Origin of the sequence: Gracilibacillus orientalis, from assembly GCF_900114645.1 — a bacterium.
Classification (GTDB): domain Bacteria; phylum Bacillota; class Bacilli; order Bacillales; family Amphibacillaceae; genus Gracilibacillus; species Gracilibacillus orientalis.
Map to the genome: position 1 here is coordinate 298,833 of NZ_FOTR01000003.1, position 21,406 is coordinate 320,238.

Here is a 21,406-nt window from a genome sequence, read left to right on the forward strand (position 1 = left end):
CCCTAAATAATATAATACGCTTATTCTTGACAATGTGGAAATATTCTGCATGCATATTGGCTTATTCGAAAAATTGTGGCAATTTCATCATTCATCGACAATTTTGATTTTCTGGTATTTATAACTATGCGATTATATGAATCTACTAATGAAAATTTGGAAAGAATAATAGTGTAGTAATTTTTTAAGTTATAAGAATTATCAGGAGGAATAACAGTGGAATTAATACAAATTTTAATCAAATTAGTTATAGGTTTCTTTTTACTATTTCTGTTAATCAGAATTATAGGACAGAAAATAATAGACCAATTTACTCCCTTTCATTTTATATCAGCTATTGTCTTAAGTGAGTTGTTGGGAAATGCCGTCTATGAAAATAATGTGCCTATTATCTATATCTTCTTCACTCTATTTATATGGGGAACTTTACTGTTTTTAGTTGAATACATTGCTCAGAAATCTCTTTTATTAAGAGGAAAGTTTGAAGGGAAACCTTCCGTGGTTATTCGAGATGGTCAAATTGACCTTGACCAGATGAAAAAAAGCCGTATGAATCTTAATCAGCTACAAAGCTTACTTCGACAAAGCGAAATTTTTTCCATTCGTGAAGTAGCATTCGCACTGATAGAACCTAACGGCTCCATAAGTGTATTAAAAAAGGCACCATACCAAAAAACTACCTTAAAAGACTTTAATATGCCACCTCACCCTGTTTATCTTCCCATAACGCTGATTAAGGATGGCGAAATAATTAAAGAACATTTAAAAGAGATAAAAAAGGACGACCAATGGTTAAAGAACCAGTTATTATCCCATAACATAAGCAAAACGGAAGACGTACTTTTTGCAGAATGGCTAGAAAACGATGGTTTATTTGTTGTTCCGCACAAATCACTTTTACACCATTAAATAAAAAATACTATTATGTGCTATTTATTATACGATTTACACCAAAACTTTACACTACTATAAAACAATACCTGTACTGATTCGATATAATAATAAGTGCATAATTATTGTTATTATTAAATATTGTTTAATCCTTAAGGTGGTGTTTAATATGTTCGCTGGACATTTTGGAGTTGCTGCTGCAGTGAAAAGTAAAAACCCGGAATTGCCACTTTGGTCCCTCTTGGTCAGTTCACAATTAATTGATATTGCATTTGTTCCATTTAATTTAGCTGGAATGGAATCCATGGAGCCCATTGGTGAGGGTGGCTATGCTAACATGATAATTTATGCACTCTACACTCTTTCTCTAGTGGGGCACTGTTGCTATCTATTCTATCAGCCCTTCTTGCCGGAATATTTTGGGGCAAAAAATCCGGAATTATTATAGGTGTCGTTGTTTTTAGCCACTGGATTTTAGATTTAGTAGTCCATCGTCCAGATATGCCCATTCTCCCAGGCAATCTAGGTGATTTTCCGCTTCTTGGTTTCGGACTATGGCAATCTGTTTCCGCAAGTATTTTGGTAGAATTTCTCCTTATTGCGATCGGTTCCTTCTTTTACTTCAAGTATTCACTCAAGTCATCAGGTCCTGAACACAGAATAAAAGGCATTACAGCCGGTTGTATAATGACTGTGTTTCTTTTTCTATCATTAGGGATTGACGCTTTTTAACAACTTAAAAACGTTTGAATCAGAACCATATACCTACTTTCCAAAATGAATCCGATCCAAATGATTTAAATTAATTCTCCTTCTCATTTCATATAATAATCATTTTAGTGTTCAACATCGGTGATATGGTGGATATATCAATATATAACCAGCTTTCATTAGTAAAAGATACTTTTCGACAAAATGTGATTTGACATTCCCTTGATATCGTGATACATTTTATCCATTAATATTTTCATCATTGTGGATTGTTACTGACTTGATCAGGCATTACCATGTTTAAAATACACTTCCGTATTTTTAGAATGCGTTTTAGAAGATGGGGGAATGACCTTTGAAGTATATTAAAGCCTTTAATAACAACGTGGCTTTAGTAGAAGATTCCTCTGGGCTTGAGTGGATTGTGATGGGTACAGCTGTCGGCTTCCAAAAAAAGAAAGGGGATCCAATTGATGATTCCAGTGTTCGACGCAAGTTTGTAGCTGAACAATCAACAACTCGAAAACCATTATTACAAGTATTAAAAGATATGGATTCCGAGGTTTTGGATGTCTCTGTTGAGATAATTAAGAATGCCGAATCACACCTAGGAGTTTCTTTTAACAACAATATCTATTTAACGCTTGCCGACCATTTAAATTTTGCGGTCAAGCGAGCGCATGAAAGTTTCGATTATGCAGATACAAACCGTTGGGAAGTAAAAAATTTATACCCAAAAGAATACCAGGCGGCAAAAGATGCCGTTCGTCTTGTATTTGATCGTCTTGATGTACTGCTTCCTAAAAGTGAGGAAACGTTTTTAACCTATCACTTTGTAAATGGACAACAGACAAAAAAGACACAAATAGAAGAAACATTGAAAATGACGGAAGTGATCAACCGCATTATAGAAATTGTGCAGTACCACTTTCAGCTTAAGCTTGATGAAGAATCATTAAACTATACACGCTTTATTACTCATTTGCGCTATTTCTTCATTCGTCAATACAAACAAGATCCTGTTGATGGAGAAGAAATGGACCAGACACTTTTAGAAGTTGTCAAAACCAAATATAAAAAAGCGTATCAAGCCGTGGACAAGATAGCAGCCCTATTAAAGCAAAAATATGGTTGGACACTCTCATCGAATGAAAAACTATATTTAACATTGCATATCTGGCGCGTAACAAACCGTCAAAAAAATGAATAGTGTCATAGTGGATTGTTACTAATCATAAATTAGGCATTACCCAAACAGACAAAGTGTTAAAGCACTTGTTTTTGTTTGGGTATTTTTTTGGCAAAAATTAAGTGAAACACGCTTTAACCAGCCTTAATAAGAGGGAGGATTACTGATGGCTTCACATAAAGAAGTTGCAAAACAAATAGTAGACAAAATTGGCGGAAGTAAAAATGTTGACCAAGCATGGCATTGTGTTACACGCCTCCGCTTTAACCTAGATGATAAAGAAAAAGTAGAAATGGAAGAAATTAAAAAAATGAACGGTGTAATGGGGGCACAATTTTCTGGTGACCAGTTCCAGGTCATCATTGGGAATCAAGTATCCGATGTTTTTGCCGAAGTAGAACCACTTGTTGGAGTCGCTGGAAGTGGAGAAGTAAAGAACTCAGGAGAGAAACAAGGCGCTGTTTCCTTAGTAATGGACTTTATTTCTGGTATCTTCACACCGATCTTACCAGCACTAGCTGGAGCCGGCCTTTTAAAAGGTTTTCTCGCATTATTTGTGACAGTAGGTTGGCTTACAAACGAAAGCGATACTTACATGGTTTTAAATGCAATTGGTGACAGTGTATTTTACTTCTTACCATTCTTCCTTGCTGTATCTACAGCAAAAAAGATGCGTACGAATGAATACCTAGCACTGATTGTTGCTGGTACACTCATGTACCCTACTTTTATTGAATCATTCAACGCAGCACAGGCAGCTGGAACAACAGAAACACTTGACTTTTTAGGATGGGGATTTATCAATATTCCAGTTCTAAATTATGACACCAGTGTTATACCGGTCATTTTAAGTGTCATTCTATTAAAATATGTATATAACTTAGTGAAAAAAGTCATTCCGTCTGCGATTCAATTAATGTTCGCACCAATGATTGCATTTCTAATTGTCCTTCCGTTATCACTATGGATTGTTGGACCATTAGGAACAAATATAGGAAACTTTGTCTCAGACATTTTCAATTGGCTATTCGAATTTTCTGGTCTGTTTGCTGGTCTGTTACTAGCAGGATTAATGCCAATTATTATTATGACAGGGATGCACTATGCATTTGCGCCAATTGCGATTACAAGCATAGCTAGCTTAGGCTATGACAGTATGGTTATGCCAATGATGTTCATTAGTAACGTGGCACAAGCAGGGGCAGCATTTGGTGTTGCCGTATTAACAAAAAATAAACAAATGAAACAACTTGGCTTATCAAGTGGTATTTCAGCGGCCATTGGTATTACCGAACCTGCCATGTACGGGGTTAATATGAAATTGAAAAAACCATTCATTTTAGCGATGATTTCAGCCGGTATTCTTGGAGCATTTGCTGGCTGGTATGGATTGAAATCCTATGCAATGAGTGGAATTGTCGGGGTATTTGCTATTCCAATTTTCGCCGATCCAGCTGGTGAATCAGCAAGCCTGATTGTATCGATTATCCTCTTTATTCTTGCTTTAGTACTACCATTTATTTTAGTGTTAATTTTCCGTTTCAAAGATGTGGAGGATGACACAACAGCAGTAGCACAACCAGAAGTAGAAAAAGAAGACAACAAAGCAGTAGAAGCTACAGGAAAAGAAACGATGGTTCAATCACCATTAAAAGGTACGATTGTTCCATTATCAGAAGTATCAGACCCAACTTTTTCGGAAGAAATTATGGGGAAAGGAATTGCTATTGAGCCAGAAGAAAATCGTGTGGTCGCACCTATTTCAGGATCAATCATGGTATTCCCAGATTCTAAACATGCCATTGGTATTAAAGGGGATAATGGCGAAGAAATATTGATTCACATCGGTATTGATACAGTTTCATTAAAAGGTGAGCACTTTAAAGGATTAATTAATGAAGGTGACCGTATTGAAGTTGGACAACCTTTAGTGGAATTCGATCGTGAAGCAATCCGTGAAAAAGACATTCAAACAGTGACAATGATTGTTGTCACAAACACCTCGGAGTACCTAGATGTATTACCTATCCATGATGGTACTATCTTCGAAGGTGAACATTTATTATCACTTATAAAATAAGAATCATGGAGGGCGCATTCAAGTGCTCTCCAATCAAATAGAAGGAGTGACTTATAATGACAAAGACAATTAAAGGATTTAAACCAGACTTTTTATGGGGTGGTGCTACAGCTGCCAATCAAGTAGAAGGTGCTTATGACAAAGATGGAAAGGGCCTCTCTACTGCTGACATGATCAAATATATTCCAAAAGAAGAACGAGGTATCCAGAACATCTCCATGGACGTAACAGCAGACTATATTGAAGATGTGTTAGCAGGTAAAGTGAATGACCGTTATCCAAAGCGTGACGGTATCGATTTCTATCACCGTTATAAAGAAGATATTGCACTATTTGCTGAACTGGGTTTTAAAGTCTTCCGTCTTTCGATCAATTGGGCACGTATTTTCCCAAATGGCGACGATGCTGAGCCGAACGAAGCTGGCTTACAATTCTATGACAATGTCTTCGATGAATTAAGAAATTATGATATTGAACCATTAGTAACACTATCGCACTATGAAACACCATTGGAACTTACACGTAATTACAATGGCTGGTATGATCGTAGAGTGATTGGCTTCTTCACGAAATATGCGGAGACAGTGTTTAATAGATATAAAGATAAAGTGAAATATTGGTTAACTTTTAATGAAATCAATGTTATCACCCACAGCCCATATACTGGTGGTGGTATTTTAGTAGATAAGATTCCCGGTAAAACGAAAGAACAAATTGCATACCAAGGGGCTCATCATCAATTTGTCGCAAGTGCGCTCGCTACAAAATTAGCCCATGAAATTATCCCTGACGTCCAAGTTGGTTGTATGCTTGCACGTACGCAAACATATCCATATACGAATAATCCGGATGATGTTCTGGAAGCACAACAACAAAATGATTTAAACTTATTCTTCACTGATGTGCATGCAAAAGGGGAATACCCAAGCTACATGAACCGCTACTTTGCTGAAAATGGCATTACAATTGAAAAGGAAACCGGAGACGACGAAATTCTTAAACAATACCCTGTAGATTTCATTTCCTTCAGCTACTACATGTCCATCACTGTTGCTACCCAAGGTGAGCATGATGAAGTAGCAGGTAATATGATTAAGAGTGCTGTGAAGAATGAATACTTAGAAACATCTGACTGGGGTTGGCAAATCGATCCGAAGGGATTACGTGCCACATTGAGAGATTTCCATAACCGTTATGGCAAACCATTATTCATTGTTGAGAATGGACTCGGTGCTTTTGATACGTTTGAAAAGGATGGCTCAATCCATGATACGTACCGGATGGACTATTTAAGAAAACATATTGAACAAATGAAAGAAGCAGTAAAAGATGGTGTGGACTTAATGGGTTATACAGCTTGGGGGCCAATTGATCTAATCAGTATGTCCACTTCTGAAATGTCAAAACGTTACGGATTTATCTATGTTGACCAAGATGATGATGGTAATGGAACATTAAACCGCTCTAAGAAAGATTCATTTGATTGGTATAAGAATGTAATTGCTACTAATGGGGAAGAGTTGTAAAATTTTTTGAAGTGCGTTGCCATTTGAGGCAGCGCACTTTTTTTGTCACTAAATCAACTAGCTTCCTAGATCACTAATGAAAATGTACCCTTACCTGCTCCACCTTAATAAAATTAGCATCTACAACTTCCATAATTCCAAGCGCTTTAGAAAGCATAAAAATAATGTAATTAAAAAGTATTATATTTTCCAATCATCACGAATCCCTTACCTTTGTCTGGTATAAATCTATCATTTTATGGAAATTGATTGTACTTTTTCAATGAGTAATATATAATCCATTTTGTCAGCGTTTTCAAAAGTAGATTCGCATAAGGGGGAGAAAAGCATGGTAACCTTTTTCATTGGTATCGTATTATTAATTGTTGCCTATTTTACATACGGTAAATTTATTGAAAAAACCTTCGGGGTAGATCATTCACGTAAAACACCTGCTCTTGCTAATCAAGATGGTGTTGATTTTGTTCCGATGAAAAAACAAAAGAATGCCATGATTCAATTGCTTAATATTGCTGGGACAGGTCCGATATATGGTCCGATTATGGGTGCCCTATTTGGTCCGGCAGCGTTTATATGGATTGTTCTGGGTTCCATTTTTGCTGGGGCAGTCCACGATTATTTGACCGGCATGATATCGATTCGTAACAAAGGGGCGCATATACCAGAACTTGCCGGGAAGTTTTTAGGGAAAATTCCCCGACACCTGGTAAATGCCTTTGCACTACTGCTTCTCCTTCTGGTCGGAACGGTATTTGCTACCACATCTGGATCACTACTTCATATTTTACTTGATGGCCATGTAGCATTATTGATTATTTTAGGTGGTATCTTTCTTTATTTCGCATTATCAACGATGCTACCAATCGATAAGATTATTGGTAGTATCTATCCTTTCCTTGGTGCTATCTTGTTAATCGGGACAGTTGGGATTGGCATTGCAATGTTTACGTCGGGAAAAGGGCCAGCTATTCCGGAACTGACACTTGAAAACATGCATCCGGAAAACCTGCCCATATTCCCGATGCTATTTTTAACGATTACGTGTGGTGCACTGTCCGGGTTTCATGCGACACAGTCACCACTTATTTCCCGTACCGTGCAAAAAGAGTCACAGGGTCGTTATATTTTCTACGGGATGATGGTTGCCGAAGGGATTATTGCCATGATTTGGGCTGCCGCATCTATGAGTCTGTTCCACGGGCAAGAATTAAATGCCCTAATCAATGCTGGCACAGCCTCTGCTGTCGTCAATGAAGCATCGACAACTCTTCTTGGTGCAATCGGTGGTACTATTGCAGTGTTAGGTGTTATTGTACTTCCGATCACGTCAGGTGACACTGCTTTCCGTGCCGCACGATCCGTTGTTGCGGATTATATGAAATTAAGTCAAAAGAAAGTAGTGAATCGTTTAGTCATTGCAATGCCTTTATTTGCCTTGTCTATCATTTTAACGCAAATCGACTTTAACATTTTATGGCGGTATTTCTCCTGGGCAAACCAATCAACCGCTGCACTTGCCCTATGGATTGCTACCATGTACCTGCTGTTGAAAGGTAAAAACTATTGGATATCACTCGTTCCAGCACTGTTCATTACCGATATGGTGTTTGTCTATATACTGAATGCACCAATCGGTTTTAATCTGTCACTTCAAATGTCACATATCGGAGGCATTATCCTAACCATGATCTTTACTGTTTGGTTCTTCAAGAAGGCGAACCACAATAAATCAGACAGGATAAAAGCAGACTTGCAAAACGCTGCATAACTAATATGGAAAAACCCCCTAACACCTTTATATAAAGGTGTTAGGGGGTTTAGTTTGCAAAGGGTAGTACTACATATATCCTATTCTACTGACTTCCATTTACTAAATTAGTTGCTACAACACTTTTGATAAAAATGCTTGGGTTCTTTCGTTTTGCGGATTGTTAAATAGTTCATCTGGTGTACCTTGTTCTACGATAAAACCTTCGTCCATAAAGATAACACGATCGGCTACTTCCTTGGCGAAGCCCATTTCATGTGTCACGATTGTCATCGTCATTCCTTCTTCAGCCAAATCTTTCATAACCTGAAGTACTTCTCCGACCATTTCTGGATCTAGCGCCGACGTAGGCTCGTCAAACAACATAATGTGTGGTTCCATAGCTAAAGCACGAGCCATGGCTACCCGTTGTTTTTGTCCACCAGATAATTTATCTGGATAAACATCTGTCTTGTCTACTAATCCAACTTTATCAAGTAGCTGTGTTCCTATTTCTTTTGCTTCTGATTGTGATTTGCCCTTTAATCGTTTTGGCCCGAGAATAACATTTTCCATTACTGTCATGTGAGGGAACAGATTAAATTGTTGGAACACCATTCCCAGTCTTTGACGTAATTCATTAATATTAGTTTTGGGAGCGGTGAGATTATCTCCTTCAATAAAAATATCTCCACCAGTTGGTTCTTCTAATAGATTTATACAACGTAAAAGTGTACTTTTCCCTGAACCTGAAGGACCAATGACACAAACTACTTCTTGTGAGTTAACATCCATATTTATGTCTTTAAGAACCTCTAATTTACCAAATGATTTCTTTAGATTATTTACTTCAATCATTTTCATGCTACATCTAATCTCCTTTCAAGCCAACGTGAGAATAGGCTTAATGAATAAATAATGACAAAATACAGAACGCCAACAGCAAATAATATTTCGAAAGCACGGAAATTAACTGCATAAATAGATTGGCCAGCTAATGTAAGCTCTGCTAATCCTATTGCGGAAAGAAGTGAAGTATCTTTAATACTAACAATAAATTGGTTGACGAATGCGGGGATCATGCGACGTATGGCTTGAGGCAAAATAATTAAACGCATGGTTTGGCTATAAGAAAAACCAATTGTTCTTCCAGCTTCCATTTGTCCATCATCAATAGAATTTATTCCAGCACGGAAAATTTCTACTAAATAAGCTGCAGCATTGACGGTAATCGCAATCACACCTGCGGAAAACGCTGTTAGGTTAATATCAAGTACACTTGGTAAACCGAAATAAATAAATAATATTTGAACGAGTAATGGTGTTCCTCGAATAATATCAACAAAAGCTGTTGCAATCGTCCTTAATATTTTACTCTTTGTTATACTAAATACACCAAGTACTAGTCCAATAAACATGGCGAGAATAAGTGATATAACCGTTACTTCTATGGTCACTCCCATTCCTTTTAATAGAGTGGGTAATCCTTCAAGAATTATATTTATAGTTTCCATCATTTTTGGCATCCCTCTTTCCTTTAGAAAAGGTGTGACAAATTGCCACACCTTTTTATTTGATGTAATTTTTTATGTTAATTATTCTTCAGAAAAATATTTGCTATAAATCTCGTCAAATTCACCGCTATCTTTTAGCTCTTGAAGTCCAGTATTCATTTTTTCTACTAGCCCTTCGCTACCTTTAGAAATGGCAATTCCATAGTCTTCGCTTGGATACTTATCGCCAACTAACTGAAGTTGAGAATCCTCGCCATCTTGGTTAATTTTATAGGCAACACTAGGATAATCATTAATGACAACATCGGCATTGCCGTTTTCTAATTCCATATACATAGTAGCATCATCTTGAAGTTTAGTAACCTCAGCATTATATTCTTCAGCCAGTTCGTTGGCTAATTTTAAACTGGATGTTCCTTGTTTTGCAACAATTGTTTTTCCTTCTAAGTCTTCTTCACCTTCAATAGCACTATCTTTTAAAGTAATTAAGGATAGACCTGATTCAAAATATGGATCAGAGAAATTTACTACTTCTAAACGATCCTCTCTTATTCCAATAGCTGATACAGCTGCATCCACTTGATTAGCTTGTAGTGCTGGAATAATACCATCAAATTTCATGTTTTTCCAGTTAACAGTTAAGTTTGCTTTCTCAGCAACCGCTTCAACTAGTTCAACATCGAAACCAGTCAATTCTTCATCTACTTTAAATTCAAATGGTGGATAATCTTGTACCGATGCAACGGTGATTTCTTCTTTTGTTTCACCTGAAGCGTTACTATCATCTTCACTACCTTCACTATCTGTACCTGTTCCGCATCCTGCTAATGCCAATGCGATAACACCAATCAAAGCAGTCATGATAATCTTATTAACAAATGTGACTTTCTTTTGTTTATTCATTAAGAATAAGCCCTCCTGCATAAATTATTTTTAAAAAGACGTCATTATCTATTTTAGCTATATATTTAATCATATCCAAACTAGAATAATGTTGGTTTGCGATGATATAATTATATTTTGTAAGTTATTATTATTTATGTAGTGGATTTTGTAGAAATCCTCAGAGAGAGTTAGATATACTGTCATATCCTCTAATATTGGTATTTTGTACTATATAAACAGCAGGATGATCTCTTTTGAAACGTATTCCTCAAAACATTCGTATATTATATATAAGGATAATGAATTTTATACTGTTAAAGAAAAGTTGGTGGTTTGTTTGAAAATTTTCATGAGTATCATATTTCTAGTATTTATCGGCTATCATGTCTACCGATTAATCCAAGTCTTAATAAAAATGAAGCAGGATGTTATTTTACCAATAACAGATGAGGAATTTGCATCCATTAGAACCTCTCAACGGAAAGAGCTTAATTTACCTACATATTCTGCGCAAAAAGCTGGGATTATTATATATTCCTTAATTCTTTTATTCTTGATTATAACGTTTGGTAATGCAACACTTTCAAGTGAATTTGATTTATCATTGTACCCATTGCTTTTTATCCCTCTGCTTCATTCATATGATTTCTTCGATTTATTTGTTGTAAGGGACGATGGAATACTCCGTGGAACAAGTTTTGTAGCATGGGATAAAATAAAGTCCTTCGAATTTGTTCGCATTGATATAAATCACAAAAACTATGGCTACTCTCAAGAAGTTAATGATAAATACGAATTAAGGATTAAATCCAAGTTCTGTACCATACGTTGCATTGTTATGACAGATGAAATGAAGGAAAGATTAACGCGTGTGTTAGAGGAACAAGTGTCTAGTAATGAAAGGATAGTTTTGAAAAATTAAAAAGCCTAATTCCTTCGAGAAATTAGGCTTTTGATGTTCAACAAACGCATTGTGGTATGAGTGCTCTTATAATGTGGTAATAATTGGTCCTTCCTTCGTAAGAATAATCGTATGTTCATATTGAGCCACAAAGCTTTCCTCGGTTAGAAAGGTCCAGCCATCTTTGGATTGGAAAACTTCCTCTTCAAATGTAGAGATAAAGGGCTCAAAGGCAATTACCATACCATCCTTTAAAAGTTCGTCATCCCAGCGAGAGAAGTAATTTAAAATATGTTCCGGCGCTTCATGAATCGAGCTCCCAACCCCATGTCCAGTAAGATTTTTTATGACTGTTAAGCCGTGTTGTTTAGCTACATTGTGTACAGCTTTTCCGAGCGCGCTTTTTTTCGAACCTGGTTTAGCCTTCTCAAGTCCAGCGTCGAATGCTTTTTTAACAACGTCACATATTTTCTCTACAATTTCCTCTCCCTTCGAAACTACAAAGGAAATTCCGGTATCTGCAAAATACCCGTTTTTCGAACCTGAAACATCAATATTTACAAGATCCCCTTCCTGAATGATCCGTTTACTGGGAATTCCGTGCGCTACTTCTTCATTTATGCTAATGCACGTATATCCAGGAAAATCGTATTCTTCTTTTGGTGCAGATTCAGCTCCTGCTTTTTCAAACATCTCTCCTGCTATTTCATCGAGTTCTTTTGTAGTAATTCCAGGTTTCGTACGATTAACTAATTCATCTCGAATCGCTCCACAAATTTTACCAATTTCTTTTAATCCATTAAAATCCTCTTCAGTCTTTGCAATCATCGTATATCCTCACTTTTAACATTATTTTATGATTAGTATTCCGTTTATATTCTAGCATAAACAGAAACGTTTTGATGATGATCAAGCTCAATATACTCGAGAATATCACTTTTGTAACCCTCATATCCAACTTGCAAAAAAACACTGATTTTATATATAGAATCAGTGTTTTTTCATTTACCATTATTATTTCCGCAAAATTTTCTCCATCGCTTTTCCTTTTGCTAATTCATCGATCAATTTATCCAAATAGCGAATTTCCTGCATAGTTGATTCTTCAATGTCTTCCACTCGAACACCACAGACCACACCTTTGATCAAAGCCCGCGAAGGATTCAGTTGGGGAGCTTCCGCAAAGAAGGTCTCAAAGTCTGTCTGTTTTTCCAGTTGCGTTTCTAACTCTTCCTGGCTATATCCTGTCAACCAACGGATAATTTCGTCGACTTCTGTTTTTGTGCGTCCTTTTTTATCTGCCTTCGTAACATAATGGGGATAGACACTTGCGAAACTCATTGTATAGATCTTATGTTTGGTCATGATACACACCCTCGTTGATATGATTTTCTTTATTTTATCATGAAAAATAGTCGGACAACACCTTAGTGATTATTCCACTGTACTAATTGAACTGTCATCCTCCATAAAATTAACACAAGTGTCGTTCCTTTATACAAAACAAAGTTCGCGAATGTGCCTGAACTTTGTTGCCTCTTTCTTGGAATTCTTGTTCCCTTCCTTGGAAAAATGCACCGCTTCCTTGGAATTCTCTTTCTCTTCCTTGGAAATATTCATTTTTCCAAGGAACAGAAGCATTTTTCCAAGGAACAACACGAACATCAAACTTGATGTTCGTGTTTTGTCATAATTCGAGTACTTCTATCCGAGCCTCTAAACACAGTTGTATATTTATACCAGTGAATGTGGTACATAAAGTTCTTCTTTTAAATAAAATGAATAGCGCTCTTTTTCTTAACAAAGTCCCCCTCAATATTTAATTAATTTGCTCTGCTAACTCTAAAATAATCCCTTCTGGCCCACGAATGTAGCATAATTTATAAGAGTTTTGGTAATTTTGTATCTCACCAAAAAGTTCCGCACCTTTCTTTTTCAATTTGGCAACAACGGCTTCAATATCTTCAACAGCAAATGCAATATGCCGGATACCCAAGGTATTTGCAAAAGATAGCTGAATACCTTTTTCATCTGACGGAGTATGGAATTTGATCAGCTCCAAAGTTGCCTGGCCGTCTGGCACCCCTAACATTACAACTGTCTCTCTAACGTCATTAAGACCAATTATCCGTTCCACCCACTCCCCTTTCACTTCTGTTTCCCCTAGCACTTCAAGTCCAAGGTCAAGAAAAAAGGCTTTAGCAGCAGGAAGATCATTAACAATTACACCCACATGATCTATTCTATGGATCTTCATATCTCATACCTCCTATTTTCCTGAGTTTATCAAATATGTATCCTGAAGATTTCTTCTCAATTGCTTTAAAGCTTCTCCCCTTTTGTTTCAAAGTACATATCATTCCCTCTCGAAACACCTCAATCATAATTTTATGGTTGACTTTTTACTGATTACAAATGTAGTATTGTATTACAGTTGTAATCAGTGTAATAGAAAAAAGGAGGAATATATGCTTACAAATAAAGATTAGTATAGGAGAAGACAGATATAAAAAATTTACTTTATATAGAAAGAAGGTATCATGTGGGAAAAACAAATTCATACAAGTCCAGCATGCTTAAGTTTATATTGTACATAGCATTACTGGCTCTACCAACACTTACTGCATGCACAAATGCGGACAATAAAGCTGATACATCATCTGACAAGAAAACCGAATCCGAGCAAACCATCAATAAAGATGAAGAGTTTGCTCAGGTCGAGAATGAATTTGACGCACAACTTGGCATCTATGCAATCGATACAGGTAAGAATCAAATCGTTGAATACAATCCAGATGAGCGTTTTGCCTATTCATCCACTTTCAAAGTATTAGCAGCAGCAATCCTTCTAAAGCAAAATGAAATCGAAGAACTTGAAAAAGTTGTTACGTACAGTGAGGATGATTTGGTTACTTATTCTCCGGTTACCGAGAAACACGTGGATACCGGAATGACACTGTTAGAAGTTAGTGAAGCTGCCATTCGAAAAAGTGACAACACCGCTGGAAATCTATTACTTGAGGCACTCGGAGGTCCCGATAAGTTTGAGCAAGCCTTACGAGACATCGGTGATGACATAACCGAACCCGAACGATACGAAACCGAATTAAATGAATTTACACCGGGGAGCAAAAGTGATACCAGTACACCGAGAGCTATGGCTACTAATCTGAAGAAAGTCGCACTTGGTGACTTTCTTCCAAGTAATAAGCGTGATTTACTTGTCGAATGGATGAAAGGAAATGCAACAGGTGATGCACTTATACGCGCAGGCCAACCTGAAGGATGGATCGTTGGAGACAAAAGCGGGGCCGGAAGCTACGGTACAAGAAATGACATTGCCATTGTATGGCCACCAAACAGAGCACCAATCGTCATTGCAGTTATGTCCAAGCATGATTCAAAGGATGCAGAATTTAACAATGAGTTGGTTGCAAAGGCTGCCGAAATCACACTAAACGCTTTAAAATAAGAAAAGTCGGGAGCACACATGTCTGTCAAAACTGGCATGTGTGACTCTTCTTTATTTCGCTAACATACATCGGTTTACATACTAATGGAATTATCCCCCTGTTCATCATGTAAGCTCATCATTCAACATAGCCATTGACGCATGGCTAAAAGTGAGATACTTTAGGTAAATAACTTCTCGGTTAAGGAGCTGAAATAAGATGTCTGCCCTCCACTTGGCTTTAAACATGTTTATATCTTCTTTCGTAGTCATCATTGTCCTGCTGATCCGAAAGATTTTTAAGAACCAATTATCATCCAAATGGCAATATAATTTATGGTTTATTTTACTGACTGCATTAACACTTCCCGTACTTCCAATCCAGTTATTGGATTTTGGCACTAAGTTCACGTGGAATGGGAATCAAAACAGTATTCCGTCATCATCCAATCCCACAACAGAAAACCTCGTAACAGAAAGCGGGAGAAATTGGATGCAAGATTTCTCAATCTCCGTTAACCGGTTTGACCTGACATTTTTAAATCCTTTCATAACAATTGTATGGATTACAGGTATGCTGATCATGATTGCTTTAACCCTTAAAGCATGGATACAACTACAACGAATAAAAAAGTCCATAAGCATCGTAGAAAATCAAGAAATTCAAACATTATTCGAACAGTGCAAACAAAGCCTACATATTTCGCAGAAGATTGAATTGGTGAATTCACCGCTTATAAAGTCGCCACTTACGTTCGGTATTTTCAAAACCTACATTATTCTGCCACGTAATGCTGAAGCATGGCTGTCCAAGGATGATTTGAAATACATTTTGTTACATGAATTAAATCACTATAAATATAAGGACATTGCTACGAATTACTTGGTTGTCCTATTCCAGATTTTGTACTGGTATAACCCATTGATCTGGATTGCCTTCAGGGAAATGCGATTAGACCGGGAAATCGCCTGTGATAGTGCCGTCTTAAAAAGGCTCGATCAAAACCATTATAAAGCATACGGAAACACAATCATTAAGTTTGCTGATAAATCCTTTCTTCAAAGCCAGTTTGCAATGGCTAACCAGCTCGCTAGTTCCAAAAAGCAATTAAAAAAAAGAATGGAAAAGATTGCAACCTTCAAAACGGAATCAAAGCTTTTAAAACTAAAAAGTATCATGATTTTTATACTGCTGACAGGGGTTGTCATAAGTCAGATACCAGTTGTTTCTGCAATGTCTTATGGTGAGGACCGAATCAATTTTGATAATAAACAGACCGTGTATGAGGATTTAAGCGCATTTTTCAATGAACATGACAGTAGCTTTGTACTCTATGATTTGCAGAAAGCACAATACCTTATCTATAATAAAGACAAAGCCGTATTACGGGTTTCGCCGAACTCCACCTATAAAATTTACAGTGCATTATTCGCATTGGAGTCCGGTGTGATTACACAACATCAGACCTCCATGGAGTGGAATGGAAAAACATATCCATACGAAAATTGGAACCAGAATCAAAATTTATTTACCGCCATGGAGAACTCCGTGAATTGGTATTTTCAAAAGCTAGACAAGAAGATGCGGAAAGAAAATATCCAAGCATATTTAAAAAAATTAAATTACGGAAATCAAAATGTGTCTGGTGGAATGGAAAACTATTGGCTAGAATCTTCTTTAAAAATCTCACCAATTGAACAGGTGCAGACACTCAAAGACTTTTACACAAACCAATTTGGATTTGATGAGAAGAACGTTCAATTAATAAAAGATACCATTAAGCTGGAGACGAAAAACAATGTAACACTATATGGAAAAACCGGCACAGGAACAGTCAACGGAAAAAATGTCAATGGCTGGTTTATAGGCTATGTTGAAGCGAAAAACAACACTTATTTCTTTGCAACCAATATCGAAAACGACCATCACGCTAAAGGCAGTATAGCTGCTGACATTACTAAATCCATCTTGGAATACAAAGGCATTTATTAAATACGTAAAGGCAGGGATTCACGTGACGAATAAAATACCCACTATTTCAGAATCGGAATGGGAAGTATTGAAAGTGCTTTGGCAAAAAGCACCGCGAACAGCAAATGAAATAATTTCGTCCTTGCCGGCAGAAACGAGCTGGAAGCCGAAAACAGTACGTACCCTGTTGGATCGACTCACAAATAAAGAAGTCATAGGTGTTCACAAGGATCAGCGCGTCTATACATTCTATCCGCTATTTTCTCAGAACGAATGTCAGCGCGCCAAAACAGAGTCTTTTGTGAAACGATTCTATGACGGCACCTTAAAATCGATGCTCGTTCAATTTATTCAGGATGAGGACTTGTCTGAAGATGATATTAAAGAGCTGCGATCTATTTTGGATAATAGGGAGAATAAAGAATAAAACTCACCCAAACGGGCGCATATCCTATTTTTGCGCCCGTTTCTTGAACAAATTTAATTTCTGTAAAACATGCTGTTCTCTAATTCTTAAACACCTCAGCAAGTTCATGCAAGGAATGGTACTGCTTAATTTGATAGTTCCTCCCTTGTTTTTGCAAGTATCCTTTATCACAAAATTGCGCAAGCACATGCAGCAAGTGCCTGTAGGATACACCTAAATAATCACAAACCGTAACATGTCCCTCCTTATATATCCCTTCATCTGCAGTTTGCAAAATAAAATATGCAAGCCTGTTTTCCAGCGGGAATGCTAGACTTTGTGTATACTTAGCTGCCATAACAGAAGCTTTTACACTTAAAAATTTGGTTAATTCACGTAGAAATTTCGCATCTTCAAGCAATTGTTTACGATAGTAATGAATCGGAAGAGCAAAACAAATCGTCTTCGTTGAGGCTTGAATCCCTTTTGTATAATAGACATCATGTAATAATTCCATTTCCCCAATATATTCATTTGCATTGATAAAATTAATTAACGATACTTTCCCATTTTGATGTGTTATATATATCTTTGCTTTCCCCTCCAAGACGTAAAAGAGGAAATCTGGTCTCATGCCTTCTTGAATAATCCAATCATTTCGTTGATATTCATGTACTTCTATAAATTCCTCGACTGGAAAGGAAAATAAGTCAGCAATAGAATTCTTTTGCAAATATAGCCACTTTTTCTCACCTTTATAAATTTCCATTTATTCACCTCAAAATATGAGATATCTCATATTATTTGTTTATACCTCCATGATATCATTCCATCTATGAGGGGGATACATAATGAACACACAACGCTGGATGAGTATGCATTTTTTTAGTTTCTTTTTGACATGGGGCATTTTTCTACCTTATTGGTCAGGCTGGATGATTCATACAAAAGGAATTTCAGTCTCCGAAGCAAGTTTGATCATGAGCTTAGGACTGCTTGCAAGAGGACTTTCTACATTATTTGCGTTTCCGTATTTATCAGGGAAGATTAGCAGTAAAATGTTATTAAATATAATGGGGATCGGCACACTCGTTGCTATTGTCTGTTATATTCCAGTAAATTCCTTTACCGGTTTACTAATAGCAACAATTGCCTTACATCTATTTTATCCAACGCTGATGCCGGCATTAGATAGTGTTGCAGGTGTCCTTGTGCAAAGTAAACAATTAAAACATTATGGAAGAAGCAGGCAATGGGGATCGATTGGTTTTGTCTCTGTCGGTATGGTTTTAACCATTTTTACAGGGATGCTTGGAGATGAAATCATTTTATGGGCACTACTACTTGGCGTAATCGGATTTGTGAGTCTTGGTTATATGCAAACACCAGTTATTTTATCTGAAAAGCCGCCAGTAGACCAAACACAAAAAGTAGGTATATTACACTTATTCCGTATCAAACACTTCAGTCTAGTACTCATTATTGTTATTTTATTGCAAGCAGCACATGCAACTTACTACAATTATGGCTATATTTTTTTACAAGAAATACAAGCACCAACCTATTTGATTGGTTTTATTATTAACATTGCTGTAATTGCGGAAATTATATTCTTCTCCATTGCAGATAAAAAGTTTGATAAATTTTCGATTGGGTCGTTACTGACCATTGCAGCCATTGGTTCATCTCTTCGTTGGATACTAGTTTTCGCCTTTCCGAATGTGATTATTTTCTGTATAGCTCAAACATTGCATGCATTGTCGTTCGCTATGGCACATTATGCTTTTATGAAATACTTAATCAAAAACATTCCACATCTACAGATACCAAAGGCACAAGGTGTATATTCTGCATTAGCACTTAGCTGGAGCACTGCTGTATTCACTATTTTGGGTGGCTATTTATACGAGATTGAGCCGAGATTATCGTTTATTGGAATGATTTTATGTACTATTCCTGCCATGTTGCTTGCGCTTATATATCGAAGGGTGGAACATGGAAAGGAAGTTTCGGTTTCTACTTAATTAACAGTATAATGTAATGGGGCTAAAGTATAACTCGGGAAAAACATATTCAATTACAGATGGGTTGAATCATAAGTCTCCCGAATAGATGAACACTCTTACTAAATCTGTACTAATTACACATACTAAGAGCATTATTTACTATTCCAACATCAACGATATGTTATTATAAAAAAACTAATGAAAACACCAAATTCGGGAAAGTAAAGAAAGAAAAATATAAAATGAAACTTTCAGGAAATACAATATTGATAACTGGTGGAAGTGCTGGAATAGGCTTAGCTTTTGCTGAACGCTTTCTAAACGCAGGAAATAATGTCATTGTGTGCGGTCGGCGTGAAGAGGTCCTTCAAAAAGAAAAATTCCCTAGTTTGATTACTCATGTTAGTGATTTGGCTATGGAATCCGATCGTGTCGCATTGTTTGATTGGGTAACAACCAACTATCCCGATGTGAATGTATTAATTAACAAAGCAGGGATGCAACAACGATTTAACGTGTTAAAAGCGGATGCAAAAAATGATTGGAGCTATTTTAATAAAGAAATCACAACAAATATCGAAGCGCCTTTTCAACTCTCTATGCTATTCGCTCCGTTTTTTGCGAATAAAGAGGAAGCAACTATTATTAATGTGACATCCGGGTTAGCTTTTACTCCGCTTGTGATTGCTCCTATATATTCTGCAACGAAAGCAGCGTTTCATTCCTTTACAATGAGCCTTCGACACCAACTGTCTGATACTCCTGTAGAGGTAATTGAGATAGCTCCACCGGCAGTGAATACAGATTTAGGCGGAGCAGGACTGCATACGAATGGAGAACCCTTGGATGCATTTGCAGATGGCATTTTCCAAGGATTAGAAGAGGGAAAAGAAGAAATCGGGTATGGTTCATCAGAGAATCGCTTACGTATGTCACGAGATGAAATCGATGAATACGCAGAGAAAATGTATCAAGCAACCAAAAATTCGATTGAATAACGTATCCGTTATGTAACTCCTATGAAAAAAAGCAAGACTCGCCAATAATGCAGCGAGTCTTGCTTTTTTCTTGAATCATATTCTATTTAAAAACGATTATTTAGGTTCACCGAAGAACGCTTAATGCATTACTCCAGTTTATGACCTGTTCAAGCATGGCATGAACTGATTTTTCTTGGAAGGCAGCGGGCTTCAACTCACTGAAATTCTCAAAATCGGTGAAAAGAGAAAGTCGAACCTGAGCACGTACGTCGGCAACTTCCAATTCAGCCATAATCATCCTAAGATTTTCAACTGCAGTCGTAGCCCCAGCAGCTCCGTATCCGACAAAACCGGCCGCTTTATTATTCCATTCCTTATACAAGAAATCAATAGCATTCATAAGGGCAGGTGACGTTGCATGATTATACTCTGGCGTGACGAAAATAAAACCATCAAAAGTTTCTATTTTTTTGGACCAAGCCTTAGTATGTAATTTGGTATACTCCCCTGATGCTGCCCCCTTAGGTTCATCAAGCAGTGGCAATTCGTAGTCTGCAATGTCCACGATTTCAAATTCGGCATCACTACGTTGATTAGCTATCTCATATACCCAATGGGCAACAGTCTCGCCGTTGCGCCCCGGACGTGTACTTCCAATAATAATTGCTATCTTACTCATGTTACATTCCTCCTATTAAAAATTGTGGAATCATAGGGGCATAGCCCTTCAAGTAAACTTAAATATTTAGATATCTTCGTTCAAACAGCTTTTTAGCACTTCAAACAAAATACCTCTTTACTAGCCTTCGATCACTCGTGCAACTTGAAAGAAATCAACCTTCGCAGTTCTTGCTCCACAGCGCTTAATAACTTCAGCGATCGATTCTTTGGCGATGTCCAAACCAGTTGCCGAAGAACTTCTCATCCAGGATTCTTTTGACCGCCATTGACCATAGTTCACCACCCTTCGTCCATCATCACTCGCATGAAAACTTGCGGAAACAAATCCAGTAAAATGGGGAAAGTATTGATCGACTTGATCAGTAATTCCATCAATCAATACCTGTTGGAATTGTGGTTCCACTTCGAACTCAACCATCACTGTAAAGAATCGGTTTTCATCTATTGTCACCATTTTTTAATCCTC

At 37.0% G+C, this 21,406-nt stretch carries 21 protein-coding genes; 12 read left to right on the forward strand and 9 right to left on the reverse strand.

Annotation, left to right across the window (positions count from 1 at the left end):
• Positions 1-216: 216 nt before the first annotated feature.
• The 6 genes from BM121_RS07410 (at position 217) to BM121_RS07435 (ending at position 8,165) form a co-directional block, all read left to right on the forward strand.
• The gene (locus BM121_RS07410) at positions 217-909 is read left to right on the forward strand and encodes a DUF421 domain-containing protein (protein ID WP_091482875.1); all 693 of its coding nucleotides are present in this window, start codon (positions 217-219) and stop codon (positions 907-909) included.
• Between the two features lie 151 nt (positions 910-1,060).
• Positions 1,061-1,339: a hypothetical protein gene (locus BM121_RS22590; protein WP_342714409.1), complete on the forward strand. Its 279-nt coding sequence runs from the start codon at positions 1,061-1,063 to the stop codon at positions 1,337-1,339.
• Between the two features lie 618 nt (positions 1,340-1,957).
• Positions 1,958-2,812 (forward strand): PRD domain-containing protein, encoded by an 855-nt coding sequence (locus BM121_RS07420; RefSeq protein ID WP_091482877.1) that lies wholly within the window; start codon positions 1,958-1,960, stop codon positions 2,810-2,812.
• A 145-nt stretch (positions 2,813-2,957) separates the two neighbouring features.
• On the forward strand, positions 2,958-4,871 hold the full coding sequence (locus BM121_RS07425) for a beta-glucoside-specific PTS transporter subunit IIABC (protein WP_091482878.1): 1,914 nt from the start codon (positions 2,958-2,960) through the stop codon (positions 4,869-4,871).
• 56 nt (positions 4,872-4,927) lie between these two features.
• Positions 4,928-6,397 carry a glycoside hydrolase family 1 protein gene (locus tag BM121_RS07430; protein WP_091482880.1) on the forward strand — a complete coding sequence of 490 codons (1,470 nt, stop codon included), beginning with the start codon at positions 4,928-4,930 and terminating at the stop codon, positions 6,395-6,397.
• 328 nt (positions 6,398-6,725) lie between these two features.
• The gene (locus tag BM121_RS07435) at positions 6,726-8,165 is read left to right on the forward strand and encodes a carbon starvation CstA family protein (protein ID WP_091482881.1); all 1,440 of its coding nucleotides are present in this window, start codon (positions 6,726-6,728) and stop codon (positions 8,163-8,165) included.
• A gap of 114 nt (positions 8,166-8,279) precedes the next feature.
• Here the strand turns inward: BM121_RS07435 and BM121_RS07440 are convergent, their stop codons facing one another.
• The 3 genes from BM121_RS07440 to BM121_RS07450 all read right to left on the reverse strand — a co-directional run bounded on the left by BM121_RS07440 (position 8,280) and on the right by BM121_RS07450 (position 10,561).
• Complete coding sequence (locus tag BM121_RS07440; RefSeq protein ID WP_175495367.1) at positions 8,280-9,002, reverse strand: amino acid ABC transporter ATP-binding protein; 723 nt, start codon at positions 9,000-9,002, stop codon at positions 8,280-8,282.
• 2 nt (positions 9,003-9,004) lie between these two features.
• On the reverse strand, positions 9,005-9,661 hold the full coding sequence (locus BM121_RS07445; protein WP_091482885.1) for an amino acid ABC transporter permease: 657 nt from the start codon (positions 9,659-9,661) through the stop codon (positions 9,005-9,007).
• Positions 9,662-9,739: 78 nt separating this feature from the next.
• Positions 9,740-10,561 carry a transporter substrate-binding domain-containing protein gene (locus BM121_RS07450; protein WP_175495359.1) on the reverse strand — a complete coding sequence of 274 codons (822 nt, stop codon included), beginning with the start codon at positions 10,559-10,561 and terminating at the stop codon, positions 9,740-9,742.
• Between the two features lie 319 nt (positions 10,562-10,880).
• On the opposite strand from BM121_RS07450, the gene BM121_RS07455 reads away from it, so the two are divergent.
• The gene (locus tag BM121_RS07455) at positions 10,881-11,465 is read left to right on the forward strand and encodes a hypothetical protein (RefSeq protein WP_091482888.1); all 585 of its coding nucleotides are present in this window, start codon (positions 10,881-10,883) and stop codon (positions 11,463-11,465) included.
• Between the two features lie 66 nt (positions 11,466-11,531).
• On the opposite strand, the gene map is transcribed toward BM121_RS07455, so the two are convergent.
• The 3 genes from map to BM121_RS07470 all read right to left on the reverse strand — a co-directional run bounded on the left by map (position 11,532) and on the right by BM121_RS07470 (position 13,701).
• Positions 11,532-12,272: a type I methionyl aminopeptidase gene (map, locus tag BM121_RS07460; protein WP_091482890.1), complete on the reverse strand. Its 741-nt coding sequence runs from the start codon at positions 12,270-12,272 to the stop codon at positions 11,532-11,534.
• 186 nt (positions 12,273-12,458) lie between these two features.
• Entirely contained in the window at positions 12,459-12,809 is a 351-nt protein-coding gene (locus tag BM121_RS07465; RefSeq protein ID WP_091482892.1) for a DUF2200 domain-containing protein, read from the reverse strand.
• Positions 12,810-13,263: 454 nt separating this feature from the next.
• On the reverse strand, positions 13,264-13,701 hold the full coding sequence (locus tag BM121_RS07470; RefSeq protein WP_091482894.1) for a VOC family protein: 438 nt from the start codon (positions 13,699-13,701) through the stop codon (positions 13,264-13,266).
• Positions 13,702-14,016: 315 nt separating this feature from the next.
• Here BM121_RS07470 and bla point away from each other — a divergent pair, with 315 nt between their 5' ends.
• The 3 genes from bla to blaI all read left to right on the forward strand — a co-directional run bounded on the left by bla (position 14,017) and on the right by blaI (position 17,294).
• Positions 14,017-14,916, forward strand: coding sequence for a class A beta-lactamase (gene bla / locus BM121_RS07475; RefSeq protein ID WP_091483168.1), 900 nt, complete (start codon positions 14,017-14,019; stop codon positions 14,914-14,916).
• 199 nt (positions 14,917-15,115) lie between these two features.
• Positions 15,116-16,888 carry a BlaR1 family beta-lactam sensor/signal transducer gene (locus tag BM121_RS07480; protein ID WP_091482896.1) on the forward strand — a complete coding sequence of 591 codons (1,773 nt, stop codon included), beginning with the start codon at positions 15,116-15,118 and terminating at the stop codon, positions 16,886-16,888.
• Positions 16,889-16,910: 22 nt separating this feature from the next.
• Entirely contained in the window at positions 16,911-17,294 is a 384-nt protein-coding gene (blaI, locus tag BM121_RS07485) for a penicillinase repressor BlaI (protein ID WP_091482898.1), read from the forward strand.
• Between the two features lie 79 nt (positions 17,295-17,373).
• On the opposite strand, the gene yeiL is transcribed toward blaI, so the two are convergent.
• A complete protein-coding gene (gene yeiL / locus BM121_RS07490; RefSeq protein WP_091482900.1) occupies positions 17,374-18,042 on the reverse strand; it encodes a transcriptional regulator YeiL in 669 nt (222 codons plus the stop codon).
• 82 nt (positions 18,043-18,124) lie between these two features.
• Between yeiL and BM121_RS07495 the strand changes: the two genes are divergently transcribed.
• Positions 18,125-19,297 carry an MFS transporter gene (locus tag BM121_RS07495; RefSeq protein ID WP_091482902.1) on the forward strand — a complete coding sequence of 391 codons (1,173 nt, stop codon included), beginning with the start codon at positions 18,125-18,127 and terminating at the stop codon, positions 19,295-19,297.
• 224 nt (positions 19,298-19,521) lie between these two features.
• Positions 19,522-20,277 (forward strand): SDR family oxidoreductase, encoded by a 756-nt coding sequence (locus BM121_RS07500; RefSeq protein ID WP_091482904.1) that lies wholly within the window; start codon positions 19,522-19,524, stop codon positions 20,275-20,277.
• A 106-nt stretch (positions 20,278-20,383) separates the two neighbouring features.
• On the opposite strand, the gene BM121_RS07505 is transcribed toward BM121_RS07500, so the two are convergent.
• Positions 20,384-20,938: an NADPH-dependent FMN reductase gene (locus tag BM121_RS07505; protein WP_091482906.1), complete on the reverse strand. Its 555-nt coding sequence runs from the start codon at positions 20,936-20,938 to the stop codon at positions 20,384-20,386.
• A gap of 120 nt (positions 20,939-21,058) precedes the next feature.
• Complete coding sequence (locus tag BM121_RS07510) at positions 21,059-21,394, reverse strand: antibiotic biosynthesis monooxygenase (RefSeq protein WP_091482907.1); 336 nt, start codon at positions 21,392-21,394, stop codon at positions 21,059-21,061.
• Positions 21,395-21,406 lie beyond the last annotated feature (12 nt).

Coding starts and splice junctions, on each gene's coding strand:
- BM121_RS22590 (WP_342714409.1), top strand. CDS start 1,061: ATGTTCGCTGGACATTTTGGAGTTGCTGCTGCAGTGAAAAGTAAAAAC.
- BM121_RS07425 (WP_091482878.1), top strand. CDS start 2,958: ATGGCTTCACATAAAGAAGTTGCAAAACAAATAGTAGACAAAATTGGC.
- BM121_RS07430 (WP_091482880.1), top strand. CDS start 4,928: ATGACAAAGACAATTAAAGGATTTAAACCAGACTTTTTATGGGGTGGT.
- BM121_RS07435 (WP_091482881.1), top strand. CDS start 6,726: ATGGTAACCTTTTTCATTGGTATCGTATTATTAATTGTTGCCTATTTT.
- BM121_RS07440 (WP_175495367.1), bottom strand. CDS start 9,002: ATGATTGAAGTAAATAATCTAAAGAAATCATTTGGTAAATTAGAGGTT.
- BM121_RS07445 (WP_091482885.1), bottom strand. CDS start 9,661: ATGATGGAAACTATAAATATAATTCTTGAAGGATTACCCACTCTATTA.
- BM121_RS07450 (WP_175495359.1), bottom strand. CDS start 10,561: ATGAATAAACAAAAGAAAGTCACATTTGTTAATAAGATTATCATGACT.
- map (WP_091482890.1), bottom strand. CDS start 12,272: ATGATTGCAAAGACTGAAGAGGATTTTAATGGATTAAAAGAAATTGGT.
- BM121_RS07465 (WP_091482892.1), bottom strand. CDS start 12,809: ATGACCAAACATAAGATCTATACAATGAGTTTCGCAAGTGTCTATCCC.
- BM121_RS07470 (WP_091482894.1), bottom strand. CDS start 13,701: ATGAAGATCCATAGAATAGATCATGTGGGTGTAATTGTTAATGATCTT.
- bla (WP_091483168.1), top strand. CDS start 14,017: ATGCTTAAGTTTATATTGTACATAGCATTACTGGCTCTACCAACACTT.
- BM121_RS07480 (WP_091482896.1), top strand. CDS start 15,116: ATGTCTGCCCTCCACTTGGCTTTAAACATGTTTATATCTTCTTTCGTA.
- yeiL (WP_091482900.1), bottom strand. CDS start 18,042: ATGGAAATTTATAAAGGTGAGAAAAAGTGGCTATATTTGCAAAAGAAT.
- BM121_RS07495 (WP_091482902.1), top strand. CDS start 18,125: ATGAACACACAACGCTGGATGAGTATGCATTTTTTTAGTTTCTTTTTG.
- BM121_RS07500 (WP_091482904.1), top strand. CDS start 19,522: ATGAAACTTTCAGGAAATACAATATTGATAACTGGTGGAAGTGCTGGA.
- BM121_RS07505 (WP_091482906.1), bottom strand. CDS start 20,938: ATGAGTAAGATAGCAATTATTATTGGAAGTACACGTCCGGGGCGCAAC.
- BM121_RS07510 (WP_091482907.1), bottom strand. CDS start 21,394: ATGGTGACAATAGATGAAAACCGATTCTTTACAGTGATGGTTGAGTTC.